Here is a 20,724-nt window from a genome sequence, read left to right on the forward strand (position 1 = left end):
TGTAAAGTTTCATATAAATATTTGATATGGGAGGGATGTTTCCATGACAGAGAAAAATGCAAATACAAAAATACGACTTATGACCCTCACCGGAGCAATGACTGCGTTAACCGTCATATTTACGGCATATATTTTTCATATACCTGTTGGTGTGAACGGAGGATATGTGCATTTCGGTGATTCGATCATATATCTTTCGGCGGTACTTTTGCCTACGCCATATGCAATGATTGTAGGTGCACTCGGGGGAGGAATCGCCGATCTTTTGACAGCACCTATGTGGGCTGTTGCCACGGTAATAATAAAGATGCTTATCGTGTTGCCTTTTACAAGTAAAAGCGATGCGCTTCTTACGAAAAGAAATATTATAGCTCCCATAATTTCATTCTTTATCTCGGCGACCGGATATTATATTGCGGAAAAGATTCTGTTTGGAAGCGAAGTTGCACTATTGTCGGCTTTGTCGGGCAGCCTTGTACAGTCCGGCGGAAGTGCGATCTTTTTCTACATAGGAGCGGCAGCGTTCCAGAGCGCGGGAATAAAGAGAAATATTTTAAAATTTACATCATAAGGAGCGGGGAAATGGCAGATATCTTATATACATACAAAAACTCGGTTTATGCGAATATTACCAATAAATGTAATTGCAGTTGCACTTTTTGCATCAGATCACTAAAGAATGGACTTGGAAGTGCCGATAATCTATGGCATGAGAAAAATCCAACCAAAGAAGAAGTATTAGATGCGATACGAAATTATGATTTTTCCGGATATGATGAGCTTGTGTTCTGCGGATACGGCGAACCAACCTGTGCACTGGATACGCTTATTGAGGCGGCAGGGCTTGTGAAAAAAGAATTCGGATTAAAGACACGTCTTAATACCAACGGGCTTGGCAATGAGGAGAACGGCAGAAATATTGTGCCGGAGCTTTCCAAGGTGATCGACAGCGTTTCTGTCAGCCTTAATGCACCTGATGCGGCAAAGTATCAGGAAGTGTCGAGACCCAAATATGAAAACGGTTTTGATAAGATGGTTGATTTTGCAGTGAAATGCAAAGAACAGATAAAAGATGTCAAATGGTCGATTGTTGATGTCCTTCCTGAACAGGATATCGAGAAATGTAAGGAATTATCTGAAAAAACCGGAATTGAACTTAGGATAAGACATTATTCTTAAATAAGAAAAACTTGTGAAGCGCTACACCACGGGGATTGAAATGGTTTATTTTTTCTCTTGACTTTAGACTAAATTAATCATAAAATCCTTGCTGGATGTAGTGTTTTTTAGTTAATTATTCGGTAATGAGTAAGTTTATTATTGATTAAACGACTTTTCACAATCTTCACAATTTAGGTCGCATTATATGCTATAATATGACTCATGTATCAGATTGTGTGCGATACTAAGCAGCAAATGATGACACTTAATATTATGTTTCACGTTAAGCGGAGGAATTAGCCAAGTATGAAAATGTCAATTAATTCAATGTTACTGATCTCAACGCTATCAGTTGCCGTATGGGGATGCGCTGCAGCAGATACCGTAGTTGGGGTTGACCCGGCCAATGTTAAAATGGTCACTGCAAATGTAAATGCGAATGCAATACAGATTGCAGGAAGTGCGGATTCAGAAGATCCATCAAAGTTTGATTTTTTTAAGGATCACTCATTTGAAATCAAAGAAGAGATTAAGGATGCTATAGCTGATGCGACATCAATGCAGAATGAGATTGACAGAGTAGAGAAGATCGCTAAAAAGTACTCAGAGTTTTCTTCGATGGCTGTTACAGAAGAAGAGAAAGATGTTGCTGCAGGACTTGTTCGTACTGTATGGGATTGCGAATTAAATACGCTTTGCACAAGAGTTGCCGGCATATCAGATGCCGCTAAGAGAGAAAAACTTCTTGAAGACCAGAAAAACTGGAACGCAGTTAAAGAAGATGTAATGAAGAAAAGTATCGGCGACAGCAAAAATGGTGAAGCCGTAGATCCTAAACTTGCAAGCGAATTTATGGAGGATACCGCTCATAACAGATGCGTGGCTCTTGCATATGAAATTGCCCAGTCAAGAGAAGAGAAGTTTAAATTCCCTGACAGATCGGCATACGGAATTTTTGTTGATACTCAGGATTCAGATACTCTCAGCAGTATACTTATAACACGAAAAGGTGCTGATAACAGTAACGAGGCTGTAATTTCAATTCATCAGATGGCTCTTTTGGAAGGAACCTTTAAAGATAAAGGTAACGGCGAGCTTGAGTTTACCGGAAACAGAAACAATATTAAAGGAATCATTAAGCTGAACGGCTGGAAAGATGCAACATTAGAGATCACACAGAGTAATGATAAGATTTACAATGCGGGTCTTAATTACACATTTAATTTTGCATTTTGACACAGATATACAGAATAATAGAATAGTAGCTTAAATACTTTATTTCCTGCGAAATTTTACTTTCATAATGGGAAGATATATAGTATCATAATTTTGCTGCACAATTAGAATTGATTGGGGAGTAGTGCGTACGCTTTACACTGTACGCACCGCTCTTTTTTGATAGAGAACTTGTGCAACACCATTTCTCGATGGTAGGAGGAACGGCAGTTGGACCTTAGTAGACAAAAGAAAGCGCCTGTTTATGACGCTCTTGAAAAATTTCGCAAGCAAAGGGTAGTACCTTTTGATGTACCGGGGCATAAGAGGGGACGAGGAAACTCTGAACTGGTACGTTTTTTGGGTGACAGATGTGTTGGGATAGATGTTAATTCCATGAAACCTTTGGATAATCTCTGTCATCCGGTTTCCGTTATCAAGGAAGCTGAGGAGCTTATGGCGGATGCATTTGGCGCCGCGCATGCATTTATGATGGTAAATGGCACGACGAGTGCTGTTCAGGCGATGGTTCTTTCTCATGTAAAAAAAGGTGAAAAGATCATCATGCCCAGAAATGTGCATAAGAGTGCGATAAATGCACTTATCTTATGTGGGGCTGTACCTGTATATATTGATCCGAAGGTTGATACCAAGCTTGGAATTCCGCTTGGTATGGAGATTGCAGATGTAAAAAAGGCAGTGAAGGAAAATCCCGATGCCAAGGCTATTCTGATAAACAATCCTTCGTATTACGGAATTTGTTCAGATCTTAAAGCAATTGTCGATCTTGCACATGAAAACGGAATGAAAGCTCTGGTTGATGAGGCGCATGGAACTCATTTGTATTTTGGACCCGGGCTTCCTTTAAATGCTATGGCTGCCGGTGCGGATATGGCAGCTATCAGTATGCATAAGTCCGGTGGAAGTCTTACGCAGAGTTCGATTCTTCTTTGCGGAGCGGATGCAAATATCGGCTATATCAGCCGTGTTGTAAATCTGACTCAGACTACAAGTGCAAGTTACCTTCTTTTGGGAAGCCTTGATATTTCCAGAAGAAATCTTGCTCTCAACGGACATGACAGTTTTGAGAAAGTAACTAAGATGGCGCAATACGCCAGAGAAGAGATAAATGATATAGGCGGATATTACGCTTATGGCAATGAGCTTATAAATGGAGGAAGTATCTTTGACTTTGACGAGACCAAGCTTGTAGTAAATACGAGAAGCATCGGTCTTACAGGAATAGAGGTATACGATCTTCTTAGAGATGAATATGACATTCAGATGGAGTTTGGAGACTTGTCGAATGTCATGGCATATATTTCTATAGGAGACAGACTTCAGGATATAGAGAGACTTGCGGGAGCGCTTGCGGATATCAGAAGACTTTATTCTAAGCCGGCGCAGAGCTTTTTCTCGGCAGAGTATGTTACCCCTATAGTCAAGGCTACGCCTCAGGAAGCTTTTTATGCGGAAAAAGAACAGCTTCCTATCGAAGAATGTGTAGGAAGGATAAGCGCCGAATCTGTAATGTGTTATCCTCCGGGAATACCGATTCTTTCTCCGGGAGAAGTTATAACAGGGGATATCCTTTCGTATATTAAGACGGCTATGGAGAAGGGATGTTCGATGCAGGGACCTGAGAGCGAAGATATTTCGGAGCTTTTTGTATTAAAATAAATAGGAGATCGATAATGGCAGAGATGGATTATTGGTTCAGTGATATGCATACCGGAAATGTTAAGATCAGTATCAGGATCAGCAAGCAGCTTTTTTCCGGTAGTAGCGAATTTCAGAGAATAGATGTTTTTGATTCGCCTGAGTTTGGCAAGTTCCTTACTTCGGACGGTAACATTATCTTTTCCGAGAAGGACGAGTTTACTTATGATGAGATGATCGTACATGTTCCTATGGCTGTTCATCCCAAGGTTCAGAGAGTTCTCGTTCTCGGTGGCGGTGACGGCGGTGTTGCCAGAGAACTTACTCACTATGAGGAGATTAAGGTAATAGATGTTGTTGAGCCGGACAATATGTTTGTGGATGTCTGCAAGCAGTATTTCCCTGACAATGCGGTAGGTCTTGAGGATGACAGAGTACATATCTATTATCAGGACGGTCTTAAGTATCTCCGTAAATGTGATGATATGTATGATCTTATAATAAATGACGCGACGGAACCTTTGGGACATGAAGCGGGTCTTTTCACTAAAGAGTTCTACGGAAGCTGCTATAAAGCACTTCATGACGACGGAATCATGGTATATCAGCATGGAAGCCCGTTCTACGATGAGGACGAAGAGAGCTGCAGGGCGATGCACAGGAAGGCGTACAGAGTATTCCCCGTAAACAGGGTTTATCAGGCGCACATTCCCACATGTCCCGCCGGATACTGGCTCTTTGGCTTCGCCAGCAAGAAGTACCATCCGCTCAAGGATTTTAATCCCGACAGATGGGATGAAAGAGGAATAAAGACGTGGTATTACACCACACATTTACATAAAGGAGCGTTTATGCTCCCCAAGTATGTAGAAGATTTGCTTCAGGAAGAGGAGGATATGTCTAGATGAGCAGATTATTAGTTATAGGTTGCGGTGGTGTCGCACAGGTTGCGATACAGAAATGCTGTCAGAACAGCAAGACATTTACCGAGCTTTGTATTGCGAGCCGCACGGTTTCTAAGTGCGATGCATTAAAGGAAAAGATTGAAAAGAGCGGTAGCAGTGTCAAGATTACTACAAAGTCTGTAAATGCAGATGATGTAAACGAGCTTATCGCACTTATTAAGGAGTATCAGCCTGACGCTGTACTTAACGTTGCTCTTCCTTATCAGGATCTTGTGATCATGGACGCATGCCTTGAGTGCAAGGTTGACTATATCGATACAGCAAACTATGAGCCTGAAGATACAGACGATCCGAAGTGGCGTGAGATCTATGAGAAGCGCTGCAAGGAGAAGGGCTTTACAGCATACTTTGATTACAGCTGGCAGTGGGCGTATATGGATAAGTTCAAGGAGGCAGGAATAACAGGCCTTCTCGGAACAGGATTCGATCCCGGCGTAACAAGCGTATTTACCGCATATGCAAGAAAGCATTATTTTGACGAGATTCATTATATCGATATTCTTGATTGCAACGGCGGCGACCACGGTTATGCTTTTGCAACAAACTTTAATCCTGAGATCAATCTCCGTGAAGTAAGCGCAAACGGAAGCTACTGGGAGGATGGCCACTGGGTTGAGACAAAGCCTATGGAGATCAAGAGAGTATATGAGTTCCCTGAAGTGGGACAGAAGGATATGTATCTTCTTCACCATGAAGAGATCGAAGCTCTCGGAAAGAACTTCCCTGAAGTTAAGAGAATCCGTTTCTTTATGACATTTGGACAGAGTTACCTTGATCATATGCGTTGCCTTGAAGATGTCGGAATGCTTTCAACGACTCCTATCAAGTTTGAGGGAAAAGATATTGTGCCTATTCAGTTCCTTAAGGCACTTCTTCCGGATCCCGCAAGCCTTGGTCCAAGAACTGTAGGAAAGACAAATATCGGATGTATTTTCCGCGGAATCAAAGACGGAAAAGAAAAGACTGTATATATCTACAATGTATGCGATCATCAGGAGTGCTACAAAGAACTCGGAAGCCAGGCTATCAGCTACACAACAGGTGTGCCTGCAATGATCGGAACAGCTCTTGTTGTAAACGGTCAGTGGAAAAAGCCTGGTGTATATACAACAGATGAGTTCGATCCGGATCCATATATGGAGATGCTTAATGAATACGGACTTCCTTGGGTAGTTGACGAGAATCCGATTTTGGTTGATTGAGATTGTTTTAAGCGATTATAATATAGGCAAAGCTTCACTTTTTATTTTAGAAGTGGAGCTTTGTTTGTTTTTTGTTGTAGGAAATTGAGCAGTAGATAGGATTTAGGAGAGTTTTAATGAACATAACCGAAATAACAACGCCTGCTTATGTTATAGATGAGCAGAAACTTTTGAATAACCTGATAATTTTGTTGGATATCGCCAAAGACACGGGGGCAAAGATTCTTCTTGCACAGAAGGCTTTTTCTGCGTACAGCACGTATCCTCTTATAGGAGAATATCTTCAGGGAGCTACGGCTTCGGGACTTTACGAGGCAAAGCTTGCCTACGAAGAAATGATAAAGCCTTTTGAGGGAAAGAAAAAGCTCGAGAATCACGTTTTTGAGCCGGCATTTAAGGATGAGGAATTTCCTCTTGTGTGTGAAGTTGCCGATCATATAGTTTTTAATTCTGTAGCACAGCTTGAACACCACAGAAACGTATGGGAGAAAGCAGTCTCAGAGAAAAAACTATCTGTTGGACTCAGGATAAATCCTGAATTTAGCACGCAGGAAGGACATGAGATATACGATCCTTGTGCACCCGGATCGCGCCTTGGAATAAGAAGAGAAAATCTTCCCAATCCGCTTCCCAAAGGAGTGGAGGGACTTCATTTCCATACTCTGTGTGAACAGGGATTTGAGCCACTTGAGGCGACTTTTAACGAAGTTGAAAATGACTTTGGAGAATTCTTTTCACAGATAAAATGGATAAACCTCGGCGGCGGACATCACATTACAAAGCCTGATTATGACAGAGAGGGGCTTAAGAATCTTATCAGATATATTAAAGAGAAGTATGATATTGATGTATATCTTGAGCCCGGCGAAGCGGTGGCACTTGATGCCGGATACCTTGTTACAACGGTAATGGATATTGTCGAGACGGAGGATTATCCCGTTCTTATTCTTGATACATCGGCTGCGTGTCACATGCCCGATGTGCTTGAAATGCCCTACAGGCCGCCTCTTAAGGATTCAGGCCTTTGCGATGAAAAAGAGTATACCTACAGATTGTCATCGAGAACATGCCTTGCGGGTGACGTTATAGGCGATTACAGCTTTGATCGTGAGATTAAGATCGGTGACAGGCTCACTTTTGAAGACATGGCAATCTACAGCATGGTAAAGAACAATACATTTAACGGTATGCCGCTTCCCGATATTGATATTATGCATAAAGACGGAAGTGTTGAAGTACTTAAGAAGTTTTCATATGACGATTTTAAATCAAGATTATGAGTAAGGAGTTAGGTTGAAGATAACAAGAAAGGGCGCATTGCCCATAAATGACGGCTTTCGTATGCAGGCTGAGTTTGACCGGCACGAAGGTACAATAATGATATATCCCACAAGGCCGGGAAGCTGGGGAAAAGACAGAAGCGGAGCACTTGCTTCTTTTGGAATGATCTTTTATGAGATATTAAAAAGAGAAGACTTATATCTTCTTGTTCCGAACGATCCGCTGTATTATGCGGAGGCGAAAGAGTTCACCGATCTGATAGCGAGAAAAATCTGCACAGACTGCGGAGGAAGACTTGATCATGCTATGAACCTGATCAAAATCGATACCGATGATTCGTGGGCAAGAGACGTTGCGCCAATATTTGTTTCGGGAAAAGACGGATCGAAAAGAGGCGTGAATTTTGGCTTTAATGCATGGGGCGGCGAATTCGACGGACTTTATGCAAGCTGGGATAAAGATAATGCGGTTCCTGAAAAATTCTGCGATTTTTGCGGATATGAATATTACGATGCAGAGCCATTTATCCTTGAAGGCGGATCTGTTCATACGGACGGCGACGGAACATTGATGGTTACTGAGAGCTGTCTTTTAAGCAAGGGAAGAAATCCTTCTCTTTCAAAAGAACAGATAGAAGATAAGCTAAAGACATATCTCGGAGCTGAGAAAGTTTTATGGCTTCCCAGAGGAATCTACAATGATGAAACGAACGAGCATGTAGACAATGTGTGCGCGTTTACAAAGCCCGGCGAAGTTGTTCTTGCTTGGAGCGATAATAAGAATGACCCTCAATATGAGCTTTCGAAGGCATCATATGATTATCTTATGAGTAAGACGGATGCAAAGGGTAGGAAAATAAAGATTCACAAGCTTCCGATTCCCGATGTTCCAGTTCTTATAAATGAAGACAATCTCGCCAATTATGTGTTTGAGGACGGCGAAGAAGAAAGAAGTGTGGGAGAGAGACTTGCTGCAAGTTACGTGAATTATTATTATATTAACGGAGCACTTCTTGTTCCTCAGTTTGGCGGAGCGAATAAGGAGAGCGATAAGAGAGCTCTTGATATATTAAAAGATATTCATCCGGACAGAGAAGTTGTAGGCATCCCTGCTACAGACATTCTGCTTGGCGGCGGAAATATTCACTGCATAACACAGCAGATACCGGAATAAATAAAAAACTTGTCTATAATACGGAGGACATTAAAATGTCAGATACTGTCAAAGTTGCATGCATCCAGTTTGCATGCGAAGAGAGCGCGGCATCCGATGAGGAGCAGGTAAAGCGCAATATAGAAAAAGCGGGAAAACTTGCTTTGGAAGCGGCACAGAACGGTGCAAAGCTCATTCTTCTTTCTGAACTTTTTGAAAGAAAGTATTTTTGCCAGGAGAGAAGATACGATTATTATGAGCTTGCAGAGCCTGCACTTACAAATCCTGCGGTAGTTTATTTCAAGGATTTCTGTAAAAAGAACAATGTGGTAATGCCGATAAGTATTTTTGAAAAAGATGAGAATGTATTCTATAACTCTGTTGTTATGATAGATTCTGACGGTGAGATAGTAGACATATACAGAAAGACTCATATTCCTGACGATCATTATTATCAGGAAAAATTCTATTTTACGCCCGGAAATACCGGATTTAAGGTGTTTAAGACCTCGGTAGGAAATGTGGGCGTGGGAATATGCTGGGATCAGTGGTTTCCTGAGACTGCAAGGTGCCTTGCGATAAACGGTGCCGATATTATCCTTTATCCTACTGCAATAGGATCTGAGCCGATACTTGATGTTGACAGCTCGGGACATTGGATGAGAACTATGCAGGGACATTCCGCTGCAAACGTTATTCCTGTTGCAGCCGCAAACAGGATAGGAACGGAAGAAGTTACACCATGCGAAGAAAACGGCAATCAGAGTTCAAGTCTTTGTTTCTACGGAAACAGTTTCCTCACTGATGAGACGGGAGATGTGATCTCTAGGGCAAGTCGTGACAAAGAAGAGATTATATATGCGGAATATAACTTTGAAGAGAACAGAAAGATGAGATCTTCATGGGGGCTTTTCAGAGACAGAAGGCCTGAATGTTACGGAGATATAGTGAAGTAAATTCTTATGACTTAAAAAATTAAAAGATACCACCTGTTTGATGTCTAGTTATCAAACAGGTGGCTTTTTGTTGGGACATATGATTTGTGTTCTTAGTGATTAATACCTTTATTGCTTATGTTACTGTTTTTTGGAACCATTCTGTGATTCTTTTTTTACCGCTTCTACAACCTCGGCTGTAGCGGCAGCAGCTTTGCTGACTTTTGGGCTGATCGGTTCAAAGCTTTCAAAGTCTTCTCTTTGTACAAGAAAGGCATCTTCAATCGCTTTTTCATGATTGTCGATTATTACTACGCCGATATTTTGGAATTCTGTTCCTGTAGAGAGGATGGGTTCGTTATTTACATCATCGCCGTTTTCTTTTTTATAGATAAGAGGCTTGCCGTATTCGGGTGGTGTTATTTTACTGTGCGAGTGACCGTCAATCATAAGATCGATATCTTTTACGGCGTTATATACATCTACACTTCTTTCTTTGGGTTCTTCGAATTTGTCTTCTAAGCCCAAATGTGCAAGACATATAATAATATCAGCTCCATCGGCTTTTAACTTATCACACTGTTCCTGCGCACAAGTATGCATGGCGTCGCCTAAAAGTATTTCGCTTTTTGAGCTTTTGCCTTCTGATGTAGTCAGTCCAAAGAAACCAATCTTTACGCTATCTGTGCCTTTTGTTGCAGTTTCATGTATGACATTTGATGCGAAAAGCGGAGCGCCTTCTACGGAATAATGGATGTTTGAAGAAATGATGTGTAAATCCGAAGGCTTTTCGGGAATATGATAGTATTGCTGTAGTTTACCTAATGTTGTGCCTTCGTGATTTCCTAAAGTAGCATAATTGTATCCTACTGAATTCATGCATTTAAACGCAAGGCCGTTCTCGGGGGTTATATATATCTCTTTTTTCTTCTTATGATCTGTTTTGGTCTGACTGAAGTCGCCTGAGTCAACGACAATGACATCTGCACCGTTTTCTGAAAAATATTCTTTCATTCCTGCAAGATAAGGGTAGCCATCGACAGCGCCGTGCACGTCGTTTGTTGTAAGAATTACAGTTTTATTTGAAAAGTTTTTATTGTATTTTGATTCAACTTCAGATAATTTTTTATATACTTCGTTGTCGATACTATATGAGATGGGTCCTACATCTGCATGTGCAGTCGAACCGTTGATATTTGGTGAAAAGAATAGGGTAGTGGCAAGTGTTAATGAAAGAAATGCCTTACTTGTTGCTTCTTTTAATATGTTCATGCTGATTTCCTCCTTTCGTTGTCTGACTGTTCTGCTGTATGATCGAGGAGATCATTTATATATGGATCCTGTGTATTGTTTAATAAACTTTTGTTATAGTCATCTATCAGCTTTAAAACAACTTTAGCGGTTGCTTCGTCAGGGCCAATACTATCTTTTATGTCATCGATTGTAACAAGGACTGACTTTTCGATTTTGGCTTTATTCTGCTCATCCTTACCGATTATTGTGATGCCGACTTCTCTGAGTAGCATTTCTCCGGACAATAAAGGCTCATCGTTTGCGCCTGCAGATACTTTGTTATGAGAGTGGCCGTCGAGTACCAGGTCGAGCGGATAAAGAGCTTTATATGGCTCTTTACTTGTAACGGCATCATATACATCAATACTTCTGTTTCCTTCACGATCATCTTCAAGACCTAAGTGTGAAAGACAGATAACAATATCGGCGCCGTTGTCTCTCAATGATTCAATCTGGTGTTTTGCGCAAGTAGAAGCCAGATCAAAATCTATTATGCTATTTTTATCCAGTTCAATATTTGATTTGAGTTTTTTATATTTATTTTTAAATTTACTGTTAAGGCTGGCTTCTTCTGTAAGAAGTCCGAAGAATCCTACTTTTATGCCTGATTTGGATTCATATATATAATTTGGCTGGCGATAATAATCTTTCTCGGTAAAGCTGCCAAATGTGTCCATTATTTTGCTGAATGTCTTTTTGGCATCTTTGTCACTTTTTGCATTTTTATAGGAAATGGCCAGTTCTTCCAGTTTGTTATATGCATCTTTGGTAACCAAATTTGAATTGATAACCTTGAACTGTGCTTTTTTAAGATTATCATCAAGGGCAACAAAACTTTCAAATTCATGATTGCCTAAAGTTGCTATATCATAGCCGGCGGCGTTCATAGCTTCAACACCGGCTAAACCTGCGGACTCTTCCATACAATAGGCGCTGTCGGCACCTTTATTGCCTTTGAGTTTTTTATCCTGACTGAAATCGCCTGAGTCAACAAGAAGGACATCAGCGTTAAGTTTAGTGCTTAAATAATTTTTCAGAGCCGCAACATATGGATATTTCTGAATTGCGCCATGCACATCGTTTGTGGAAATAATAACTGTTTTGCCTGAGAGATCCTTGCCGTCATTTGCCATTTGCACGAAGTCGGATACTTTTCCGTCAACGGAATCTTTATATTTGTAGCCAACTTGTTTCTCTTCGGCATGTGCTACAGATGCACCGAGATTTGAAGAAAGAAAGAGAGAAGAAGCCATGATCAAGGACATTACAGCCCTAATGGCCGGTGCTTTGTTTACATTGTGTCTTTTCATACTACTACCTCCTTTGATGTTAAAATCTCTGTTATGTCACGTAGTAAGCATCTTGGGCCCCAATGCTTAAACAATAGTATATCGTAAAAAGAAAATTAATTAAACCCCCAATTTTTTAACTCGAATTTTAAGATGTTAAAAAATGAGCCACTTCCCTGATATATGATCAAAGAAGTGGCTCGATATATATTAAAACTTTTTCATTTGAAAATTAGAACCAGAAGAAATCATCATCATCCTCTTCAGGGAATAATTCGTCAAATAATGACTTGCTGTTCTGCTGATACTGAGGGGCAGGTGCTCCATCGGGCTTAGCGGGAACAGTTTCAGCCTTAGGTGCAGCAGCTCCGTCGGGCTTAGCGGGAACAGTCTCACCCTTAGGTGCGGCAGCTCCGTCGGGCTTAGCGGGAACAGTTTCGCCCTTAGGCGCAGCGGCTCCGTCCGGTTTTGGAGTCGATGTGGTACCCTTAGGTTGTGGCGTTCCTTTTGGTTGTGGCGTAGTCTTGGTCTGAGACTTGCCTGTGCATGAAGAGTTATTTGTGCAGCTTGTGTTTCCGTTAGGCTTAGGTGTTGTCTTGCCGTTGGTATTTCCTGTGCAGCTGCTGTAATCCCAATCCCAATCGCAATCGAAATCGCAATCAGCATCACCGAAGAGGTTGAATCCAAATCCACCGATCATATCACTTACGAAGTTGGAGATGCTTGAATCACCGCCAAGGTTCTTGATGATATCATCGAGAGAGAAGAGGAAGTTATCCTCGATAGACTTGCTGTTGTTATCAAGAATTGTTACACCGATATTACGAAGGAGCATATCAGCTAACTTAAGGGGAAGAGCGCTTTCACCTTCAGCAAAGAGAGAGCATCCGTCGAGAAGAAGGTCGATGAAATCGATACCTGTTCCGCCCTTAGAAGCGCCCTTTGAGCTGCTCTTTCCACCAAGTCCGAACAAGTTGCCGAGCAGATCGAAGATTCCGCTGCCACCTTTGAGAACATCACCCAAACCAAGCTGTGACATGCAGATAACAAGGTCGGCACCGTCTTCCTTAAGGCTTTCAGCCTGCTGTTCGGCACATGTATACCATTCAGTATTCTTGGATAAGTCATAGTTTCCTAAAGATTCATATTCAGGCAATCCGAAGAAACCAATCTTCATGTCTGAGTTTTCGCAGTCATACATGAAGCTGTTGTCACACAGGCTGTTCTGTTTCATGATGCTTGAGAAGCAATCGGATGACTGTGAGAAATCTTTTCCTTTACCTTTGCAGGCAGCATTCATTGCCTTATCGGCACAATCGAAATTAACAATGCTGCAACCTGAATCAAAATAACTGTTTGTATTAAAATCGGATCCATAGTTAAATCCGTAATTTCCAAAATTAGCGAAATCGTAGCCGGCTTTATTCATTGCAAGAAAAGCGGCATATTCATTATCATAATTGTCTAAGCACTGAGCGCCACCGTTGGCATTCCAGAATTTTTCCATATCCTTACCTTCACAGAAATCACCTGTGTCGATAAGAACAACATCAGACTTCAAGCTGTCTTCAAAAAAGTTTTTAAGAGATGCAACATAAGGATATTTATCAAAATTACATTGTGCATCGTTGGTTGAAAGGATAACAGTTTTATCGGACATATCCTTTCCTTCTTCTACAAGTTTCTTGAAATCATTGATACTGGCTACGCCAGAAGTGTTATTTATATGTACACCTTCTTTTCCCCCGGCATGTGCAACGGCTGCACCGATACCGGAAGTCAGAAAGATTGTCGATGCCAGAGTCAAGGACATGACAGCCCTAATGGCACGCGATTTTTTTACAGTGTGTCTTGTCATACTACTACCTCCTTTTGTTAAAATCCCTGTAACTTTGTTAGCAAAATGTTACTAACATCTAAGCAATAGTATAACGCATAATTTGTTTTTATAAAAGGTGTTATTTCAAATTTCTTTGAATTTCAAGGAGTTCAGACGTTTTAAAGACATATTTTTTGTTACAAAATTGACAACATAATTCTATGGGCTTTCCATCGTCAATCAGCTCCTGAAGCTCTTTTCGGCCAATTAACATAAGGGCTCTTTCAACCCTGTCTTTGTCGCAATTGCAGAAAAAATTTAAATCAATTTTATCTGTGATCTCTATATCAAAGCCTTCGAGAATTATGTTAAGTAAATCTTCGGGAGTCTTACCGGCCTTGAGAATATCAGTAACTGAAGAGAATTTTGTAAGATTTTCCTCGAGTTTTGAGATGACTTCTTCGGAAGCGAAGGGCAGAAGCTGGATGATAAATCCACCTGCGGCGATAACAGAAAGATTCTCTCTTTCAACAAGAACGCCGAGTCCGACTGAAGAAGGAGTCTGCTCAGACTTTGTAAAATAGTATGTGAGGTCTTCGGCAACTTCTCCGGTATACAGGGGAACCTGGCCGACATAGGGCTCTTTTAACCCCATATCCCTGATAACGGTGAGAGTACCTTCGCCGATTCCGCCTCCTACATTTAAATGACCGGAAGCATTTGGCTCCATGACAACATATGGATTTGTAACATAGCCTTTAACATTTCCAAATCTGTCTGCGGTGGCAAGAACTCCTTTTAAAGGACCGTCGCCGTCCATCTTTACGGTTATGAGGTCCTGATCGTTATCCATCATTGTTCCCATCATTACAGTGCCTGTCATAAGACGTCCGAGTGCCGCTGCGGCAATGGGAGAGAGGTTGTGTGCTTTTCTTCCGTATTCGGCAAGATCTCTTGTTGTTGCAGCGAAAGCTCTTATCTGCGCATCTGCTGCGGTTGCGCGTACCATATAATCTTTATATGACATGATTTATCCTCAACTTTCTTTATTATCAATAGATTTAATTCGTATTGAATAATAAATGATTTCACTATTAAAGTAAATGGCGCGGTAAATTCGCTGTTTTTTGCGGAATATGTGGCTTTATCCGATTGACATAGATTTAACGCACAGATATAATTATTTTGTATAATCCTTAACAATCTATACTATTGTTTAAAAGAGAATTCTAAGAATTTTTTCGGTTAAAAAAATACATAATAAAGGAGCAGAATATGGCAGATAAGGAAATTTCTCAGGCGGTCATTTCCAGACTTCCGCGTTATTTCAGATATTTGGGAGATCTCAAGGAGAAAGGTGTTGAGAGGATATCTTCTCAAGAGCTTAGCGACATAATGAAAGTTACTGCTTCTCAGATAAGGCAGGATTTTAATAATTTTGGTGGTTTCGGTCAGCAGGGATATGGATATAACGTAGGTTATCTCTATGACGAGATCAGCAAGATTTTGGGAATAGACAAGGAACACAGCCTTGTTATTATCGGAGCCGGACATCTTGGCAAGGCAATCGCGGGATACACGAATTTTACGAGAAGAGGATTTGTTTTCAAAGGAGCATTTGATTGTAACCCCGATCTTTTCGGAACAAAGATAAGAGATGTGGAAGTCCGTCCGATCGATGAAGTAGAAGATTTTGTAAAAAACAATAAAATAGAGATAGCTGTTTTGACCATTCCTAAGGATCAGGCAGTTCCGATGGCTCACAGACTTTGCGAGTGCGGAATTAAGGCCATCTGGAACTTTGCACACGTCGATCTTGAGGTGCCTGACTATATTGTGGTAGAAAATGTACATTTATCTGACAGTTTGATGAAATTATCGTATAATATAAACAGGTCAGGAAAAAATGTTTAACTCAGGTGAGAAAAACTAATGGCAAAAGACAAAGAAGCTTATATGTCTGCGTTACAGGGAAAGAATATTCCCATTTTGACGCTGGATAACAAATGGCACCAGCTTTTTACGCAGACGGAAATGACACCGGAGATCTCGAATCTTGCGGATGAACTGAATGCACTTGTCGAGCGTGACGGGAAGTTGCGCAGTGAGACCAAGGACCTTAAGAAGGTTAAGAAAAAGCTTCTTGGTGAGATTGTGCCCCTTAGGGACGAAGCCAATAAAGCGGGTGATTCATCTGCTATCGAGAAGAAAATTGAAGACAGAACAAGACTTATCAATGACTGCAACGAGAGAATCGAATCCTACGATGATGAACTCAGGGATCTTTCAAAAAAGATATATGAAGCCGATTACGAGCTGATGATCGAAACGATGAAGGTTTGCTATGAGAGACTTCATGATAATACCGAGTACATCACGGAACTTGATAAATGGGTTTCGGATTTCAGAGTGCAACTTAAGAAGAATATAGTTCTCATGCAACAGGCGGAGATGGAAAATTACAATCTTTATTCCTATATGCATCAGATCTTTGGGCCGGAAGTTATTGAAATATTCGATATGAAATACGATCCGGACAGAAGACATCCTATCCGCAGGCCTCTTGCAGGCAATGACAAGGATTACACATCATAATTGATTTAAAAAGCTGCCTGATGGCAGCTTTTTTCAAAGGGGAGATAAGCTATGAAGTATGCAGTGACAAGCGATGAGATGAAAAGATATGACAGAAATACTTCGGAGGTCTTCGGAGTGAGCACTGAGATTTTGATGGAAAGAGCGTCTCTTTGCGTTGCTGATGAGATTGAAAAACATATTTCTTCCAAAAACGCAGACAGAAAGTACACGGCGCTTGTTTTTGCCGGAGTCGGAAATAACGGCGGAGACGGTGTTTGTACCGCGAGGCTTTTGAAGCAAAGGGGTATAAGAGTAAAGCTTGTTGTTGTCGGTGATATGACTAAGTGCAGCGATCTGTGCCTGAAGCAACTTAAGATCGCGGCAAATTACGGAATCAATGCTGACACTTTTTCCAATATAAGAGACAACAAAAGCCCTGCTGAATGGGATATCATAGTAGATGCATTGTTTGGTATAGGGATTTCCAGAAACATTACGGGAAGTTATGCCGAGGTTATCGACTATATCAATGATTGCAAAAAAGACAGAGGAGACGATCTTTTTGTTGTATCTGTCGACATTCCTTCGGGAATAAATGCTGATGACGGAAGAATCTGTTCTCTTTGTGTAAAAGCTGATGAAACTGTTACGTTTAACTGCGTAAAACTGGGACATATTCTGTATCCCGGATGCGAATATACAGGCAAGCTTGTTGTCGGTGATGCCGGAATTACAAAAGAAAGCTTTTGCGGAAACACTCCGGAATATTTCTTTTATGATGAGAAAGTTACAGCTCTTTTGCCCGAGAGAAAAAAGTATTCAAACAAGGGAACGAACGGAAAAATCCTTATAATTGCTGGCTCGAAGGAAATAAGCGGAGCATGTGCGCTTAGCGCGGGAGCGTGTCTTAAGGCCGGGGCAGGGATGGTAAAGGTGTTTACGGCTTTTGAAAATGCGGAAGTTATTAAGACTGTTATTCCCGAAGCTCTTATTGATACATATGAGGACTATGAGCCAGTTTCGGAGAAGCTTGAGGATGCGATGAACTGGTCGACGGCAGCGGTTGTGGGCCCCGGAATCGGTATGACCGGTAGGGGCGCTGAGATCCTTAAGGTCGTTCTTTCAAGATATGACAAGAACCTTGTTGTTGATGCGGACGGACTTAATCTTATTGCAGCCGATAAGGAGCTTAGGCGCCTTGCAAGCGACTTTGGAAGAAACGGCAAAAAGCTTATCCTTACGCCTCATCTTGCTGAATTTGCAAGACTTTTTGGAAGGGACATTAAGGAGTGTAAGAGGAATATTCTCTTTTACCCAAAAGAACTTGCCAAAGAACTTCATTGTACGGTCATATGTAAGGATGCACGAAGCGTTGTTAGTGACAGTAACGAAAAAAAGATTTATATTAATATAAGCGGAAATGACGGCATGGCAACCGCAGGAAGCGGAGATGTGCTTTCGGGCGTACTTGGAGCTCTTGTGGGAACGGGACTTAGTTCTTTTGAATGCGCCTGCATAGGAGCGTATCTGCACGGAGCTGCGGGCGATCTGGCGGCTGCGCGTCACGGAAAGCTTTCGATGGTTGCTTCCGATATAGTGGATGAACTTGAAAATATTTTGAATTAAAGATGGATGGAATGGAAATGTATGATGAGAATTCAAGGGTCTGCGCAAGAGTAGACCTTGGTGCAATAGAATATAATCTTGAAGCGATGAAGAACAATATCCCGGACGGAGTCAGGATCATGGCTGTAATCAAGACCGATGCGTACGGACACGGCGCTTTGAGAATTGCCAATTTTTTGGAAAATAAAGATTATATCTGGGGATATGCGACTGCGACGGCAGAAGAGGCGTTTGACCTTAGAGAGAACGGAATCAAAAAGCCAATACTGGTACTTGGTTACACATTCCCTTATGCATATGAGAAAATGCTTTCTTTGGGAATAAGGCCCGCGGTATTTAGGGAAGATATGTTAAAAGAGCTCGGAGACTGCGCAGAAAGACTTATGAAGTCGGGCGTAATTAAGAATCCTGCTCCGATACACATCGCTGTTGATACCGGAATGTCAAGAATCGGAATCCGTCATGACAAGAGCGGAGAAGAGTTTGTCAAAAAAGCATTTGGAGTAAGCAGCATTGAGGTTGAAGGTATATTTACCCACTTTGCAAGAGCCGATGAGAAGGATTTATCTAACGTAAAAGAAAGAGAACAGATCTTTGCTGAGTTTGTAAAGAGCGCAGAGGCTGCCGTAGGTAAAAAGATACCGATCCATCACTGTGCAAATTCCGCAAGTATTATTGCGGTTCCCGAATCTTCCATGGATATGGTAAGAGCGGGCGTTACGATCTACGGAATGTGGCCTTCGGATGAAGTTGCGAAGGATATTATAGACCTTAAGCCGGCTATGGAACTTGTAAGCCATATAGTAATGATAAAGGATGTTCCCGAGGGAACACCCGTAAGCTACGGCGGAACCTTTGTTACCGACAGCGCGACGCGTATTGCCACAATACCTGTCGGATACGGAGACGGATATCCGAGAAGCCTTTCAAATAAGGGCTATGTTCTTATAAAAGGGCATCGCGCAAATATTCTCGGAAGAGTGTGCATGGATCAGTTCATGGTCGATGTAACGGATATTCCGGATGCAAAAGAGGGAGACGAGGTTGTTCTTCTCGGAAAAGATCCTGTTTCCGGTGAAGAGATCTCGGCTGAGATGCTTGGAAACTTAAGCGGACGCTTTAATTATGAGCTTACCTGCGATATTAACCACAGAGTTCCCAGAGTATATATTTAAGCATGCATTAAAAAATATTTTTTGTTCAGAGAGCCCTTTTTACGGCTCTCTTTTTTCTTTATCAAAAAGGCGGACACTCGACATAGGTACGTATTTCGTATAAAATTTTCATAGAAGTTTTGCAAGGGAGTTTATTTATGATATCTATTCTGACTACAGCAGCCAATGCGATATTGGGTCTTGCCATAACCGCGCTTAAGGCTTTTTTATCCATGCTTACATGGTTTCTTAAGCTGTTTTTTGGCTTACTTAAATACCTGTATTGTGTGTTGCCCGTGACTGCTGTTGTGTTCTGCGGACTATATTGTCTTAATACATTTCTTTTACTTTCGGGGAGTGCCGGCCCCGATAAGATTTCCACGGATGCTTTATCAAACGAGAGAATTGAACAGACTGCACAGGATTTTTTGAAGATTGGAAATTCCGAAGTCGGATATTTTTACAATGAACTTGTGACCTGGTGGAAGGGCGAGATAGGCAAATATAAGGGAACATTTTCGTTCGTCATTTTGCTTGTTTTAAGCTTTGTTCTTCTGGCTCCCGTTGTCGGCGTTATCCTTGGGATAACCGTACTTTTTTCTTACGGAAAGATCCTGCTTTTTGCCGTTGCGGCCGATATGGCTTTTTATGTGGGATTTGCGGTGCTGGGAAAAGGCTTTATGAGCGTGATGCAGAACAGGTATTACAGACTGTTTCCCGATGCGGGTAAAAGACATTTTGCCAGAGAGTATGCGCAGTGGAAAAAAGAAAGAAATGCCGAAGCCGCTGAAAATGCGAATAACAGAAGAGAGCAGGAAGGCAGGAGTTTTTATGATGACAGTGCCGACCGCTATCCTGACGATGACTGCATAATCCGCCGAAGAAGGCATGAGTATTACGATGAGAGAGCACGTTATGACCACGGATATGATGAGAGGTATGACGATTCGCGATACGATGACGACGGATACGAAGACTCACGCTATGATGAGCCATATGACGATGCATACGGCGATGCAGATTATGCGGATGATTATTCGGGGAATGAATATTATGAAGAAGAGTACCCTGAAGAAGACTATTATGAAGACGAATACTACGAAGAAGAGGAGGAAGATGAATCTTACGGTTATGAAAGAGAACCTGCGGTAGCTGCGGCGGGTTCACAGACATTTGATTTCTTTGCCGGCTGTAAGAGCAGGGAGAGCGCAGAGCGAAAGTATAAAAGTCTTGTAAAACTCTACCATCCCGACAACATGGATGGCGATAACGGAGCATTACAGGAGATAAATGTACAGTATGATAAGGTGAAGAAGCATTTTAGCTAATATTGTCGGAATTATATATAGTACATTATGCTAAAATGTGGTATATTTTAATTTGAGGTTTTAGGTTT

At 41.5% G+C, this 20,724-nt stretch carries 18 protein-coding genes; 14 read left to right on the plus strand and 4 right to left on the minus strand.

Annotation, left to right across the window (positions count from 1 at the left end; genetic code table 11):
- Window positions 1-43: 43 nt before the first annotated feature.
- The 9 genes from BM398_RS10995 to BM398_RS11035 all read left to right on the plus strand — a co-directional run bounded on the left by BM398_RS10995 (window position 44) and on the right by BM398_RS11035 (window position 9,591).
- Complete coding sequence (locus BM398_RS10995) at window positions 44-571, plus strand: TIGR04002 family protein (RefSeq protein ID WP_092337715.1); 528 nt, start codon at window positions 44-46, stop codon at window positions 569-571.
- Between the two features lie 11 nt (window positions 572-582).
- A complete protein-coding gene (locus tag BM398_RS11000; protein ID WP_092337716.1) occupies window positions 583-1,179 on the plus strand; it encodes a TIGR04100 family radical SAM protein in 597 nt (198 codons plus the stop codon).
- 288 nt (window positions 1,180-1,467) lie between these two features.
- Window positions 1,468-2,397 (plus strand): hypothetical protein, encoded by a 930-nt coding sequence (locus BM398_RS11005; protein ID WP_092337717.1) that lies wholly within the window; start codon window positions 1,468-1,470, stop codon window positions 2,395-2,397.
- A gap of 210 nt (window positions 2,398-2,607) precedes the next feature.
- Entirely contained in the window at window positions 2,608-4,056 is a 1,449-nt protein-coding gene (locus BM398_RS11010) for an aminotransferase class I/II-fold pyridoxal phosphate-dependent enzyme (RefSeq protein WP_092337718.1), read from the plus strand.
- Between the two features lie 23 nt (window positions 4,057-4,079).
- Complete coding sequence (gene speE / locus BM398_RS11015) at window positions 4,080-4,943, plus strand: polyamine aminopropyltransferase (RefSeq protein WP_026654477.1); 864 nt, start codon at window positions 4,080-4,082, stop codon at window positions 4,941-4,943.
- Window positions 4,940-6,202, plus strand: a complete 1,263-nt coding sequence (locus BM398_RS11020; protein WP_092337719.1) for a saccharopine dehydrogenase family protein — start codon at window positions 4,940-4,942, stop codon at window positions 6,200-6,202. Before speE ends, BM398_RS11020 begins: the two co-directional genes overlap by 4 nt.
- A 116-nt stretch (window positions 6,203-6,318) precedes the next feature.
- A complete protein-coding gene (gene nspC / locus BM398_RS11025) occupies window positions 6,319-7,482 on the plus strand; it encodes a carboxynorspermidine decarboxylase (RefSeq protein WP_092337720.1) in 1,164 nt (387 codons plus the stop codon).
- A 13-nt stretch (window positions 7,483-7,495) separates the two neighbouring features.
- On the plus strand, window positions 7,496-8,656 hold the full coding sequence (aguA, locus tag BM398_RS11030) for an agmatine deiminase (RefSeq protein WP_255367727.1): 1,161 nt from the start codon (window positions 7,496-7,498) through the stop codon (window positions 8,654-8,656).
- Between the two features lie 35 nt (window positions 8,657-8,691).
- Complete coding sequence (locus tag BM398_RS11035) at window positions 8,692-9,591, plus strand: nitrilase-related carbon-nitrogen hydrolase (protein ID WP_092337721.1); 900 nt, start codon at window positions 8,692-8,694, stop codon at window positions 9,589-9,591.
- A gap of 120 nt (window positions 9,592-9,711) precedes the next feature.
- On the opposite strand, the gene BM398_RS11040 is transcribed toward BM398_RS11035, so the two are convergent.
- From BM398_RS11040 to hslO, 4 genes are all read right to left on the minus strand, one after another.
- Window positions 9,712-10,842, minus strand: coding sequence for a metallophosphoesterase (locus tag BM398_RS11040; RefSeq protein ID WP_092337722.1), 1,131 nt, complete (start codon window positions 10,840-10,842; stop codon window positions 9,712-9,714).
- The gene (locus tag BM398_RS11045) at window positions 10,839-12,173 is read right to left on the minus strand and encodes a metallophosphoesterase (RefSeq protein ID WP_092337723.1); all 1,335 of its coding nucleotides are present in this window, start codon (window positions 12,171-12,173) and stop codon (window positions 10,839-10,841) included. The genes BM398_RS11040 and BM398_RS11045 overlap by 4 nt, the downstream gene beginning before the upstream one ends.
- Before the next feature lie 211 nt (window positions 12,174-12,384).
- Window positions 12,385-14,010 carry a bifunctional UDP-sugar hydrolase/5'-nucleotidase gene (locus BM398_RS11050; RefSeq protein WP_092337724.1) on the minus strand — a complete coding sequence of 542 codons (1,626 nt, stop codon included), beginning with the start codon at window positions 14,008-14,010 and terminating at the stop codon, window positions 12,385-12,387.
- 100 nt (window positions 14,011-14,110) lie between these two features.
- On the minus strand, window positions 14,111-14,998 hold the full coding sequence (hslO, locus tag BM398_RS11055) for an Hsp33 family molecular chaperone HslO (protein ID WP_092337725.1): 888 nt from the start codon (window positions 14,996-14,998) through the stop codon (window positions 14,111-14,113).
- 248 nt (window positions 14,999-15,246) lie between these two features.
- On the opposite strand from hslO, the gene BM398_RS11060 reads away from it, so the two are divergent.
- The 5 genes from BM398_RS11060 to BM398_RS11080 all read left to right on the plus strand — a co-directional run bounded on the left by BM398_RS11060 (window position 15,247) and on the right by BM398_RS11080 (window position 20,656).
- Entirely contained in the window at window positions 15,247-15,885 is a 639-nt protein-coding gene (locus tag BM398_RS11060) for a redox-sensing transcriptional repressor Rex (protein ID WP_092337726.1), read from the plus strand.
- 18 nt (window positions 15,886-15,903) lie between these two features.
- Complete coding sequence (locus tag BM398_RS11065; RefSeq protein ID WP_026654487.1) at window positions 15,904-16,566, plus strand: hypothetical protein; 663 nt, start codon at window positions 15,904-15,906, stop codon at window positions 16,564-16,566.
- A gap of 51 nt (window positions 16,567-16,617) precedes the next feature.
- Entirely contained in the window at window positions 16,618-18,174 is a 1,557-nt protein-coding gene (locus tag BM398_RS11070) for an NAD(P)H-hydrate dehydratase (protein ID WP_092337727.1), read from the plus strand.
- 17 nt (window positions 18,175-18,191) lie between these two features.
- Window positions 18,192-19,349, plus strand: a complete 1,158-nt coding sequence (gene alr / locus BM398_RS11075) for an alanine racemase (protein ID WP_092337752.1) — start codon at window positions 18,192-18,194, stop codon at window positions 19,347-19,349.
- A 137-nt stretch (window positions 19,350-19,486) separates the two neighbouring features.
- A complete protein-coding gene (locus tag BM398_RS11080) occupies window positions 19,487-20,656 on the plus strand; it encodes a hypothetical protein (protein ID WP_092337728.1) in 1,170 nt (389 codons plus the stop codon).
- The last annotated feature ends 68 nt before the right edge of the window (window positions 20,657-20,724 follow it).

It is taken from the genome of Butyrivibrio sp. M55 (genome assembly GCF_900116865.1).
GTDB lineage: Bacteria > Bacillota > Clostridia > Lachnospirales > Lachnospiraceae > Butyrivibrio.

Coding starts and splice junctions, on each gene's coding strand:
- BM398_RS11070 (WP_092337727.1), top strand. CDS start 16,618: ATGAAGTATGCAGTGACAAGCGATGAGATGAAAAGATATGACAGAAAT.
- hslO (WP_092337725.1), bottom strand. CDS start 14,998: ATGTCATATAAAGATTATATGGTACGCGCAACCGCAGCAGATGCGCAG.
- BM398_RS11060 (WP_092337726.1), top strand. CDS start 15,247: ATGGCAGATAAGGAAATTTCTCAGGCGGTCATTTCCAGACTTCCGCGT.
- BM398_RS11080 (WP_092337728.1), top strand. CDS start 19,487: ATGATATCTATTCTGACTACAGCAGCCAATGCGATATTGGGTCTTGCC.
- BM398_RS11020 (WP_092337719.1), top strand. CDS start 4,940: ATGAGCAGATTATTAGTTATAGGTTGCGGTGGTGTCGCACAGGTTGCG.
- nspC (WP_092337720.1), top strand. CDS start 6,319: ATGAACATAACCGAAATAACAACGCCTGCTTATGTTATAGATGAGCAG.
- speE (WP_026654477.1), top strand. CDS start 4,080: ATGGATTATTGGTTCAGTGATATGCATACCGGAAATGTTAAGATCAGT.
- BM398_RS11005 (WP_092337717.1), top strand. CDS start 1,468: ATGAAAATGTCAATTAATTCAATGTTACTGATCTCAACGCTATCAGTT.
- BM398_RS11000 (WP_092337716.1), top strand. CDS start 583: ATGGCAGATATCTTATATACATACAAAAACTCGGTTTATGCGAATATT.
- BM398_RS11040 (WP_092337722.1), bottom strand. CDS start 10,842: ATGAACATATTAAAAGAAGCAACAAGTAAGGCATTTCTTTCATTAACA.
- BM398_RS10995 (WP_092337715.1), top strand. CDS start 44: ATGACAGAGAAAAATGCAAATACAAAAATACGACTTATGACCCTCACC.
- BM398_RS11045 (WP_092337723.1), bottom strand. CDS start 12,173: ATGAAAAGACACAATGTAAACAAAGCACCGGCCATTAGGGCTGTAATG.
- BM398_RS11050 (WP_092337724.1), bottom strand. CDS start 14,010: ATGACAAGACACACTGTAAAAAAATCGCGTGCCATTAGGGCTGTCATG.
- BM398_RS11065 (WP_026654487.1), top strand. CDS start 15,904: ATGGCAAAAGACAAAGAAGCTTATATGTCTGCGTTACAGGGAAAGAAT.
- alr (WP_092337752.1), top strand. CDS start 18,192: ATGTATGATGAGAATTCAAGGGTCTGCGCAAGAGTAGACCTTGGTGCA.
- BM398_RS11035 (WP_092337721.1), top strand. CDS start 8,692: ATGTCAGATACTGTCAAAGTTGCATGCATCCAGTTTGCATGCGAAGAG.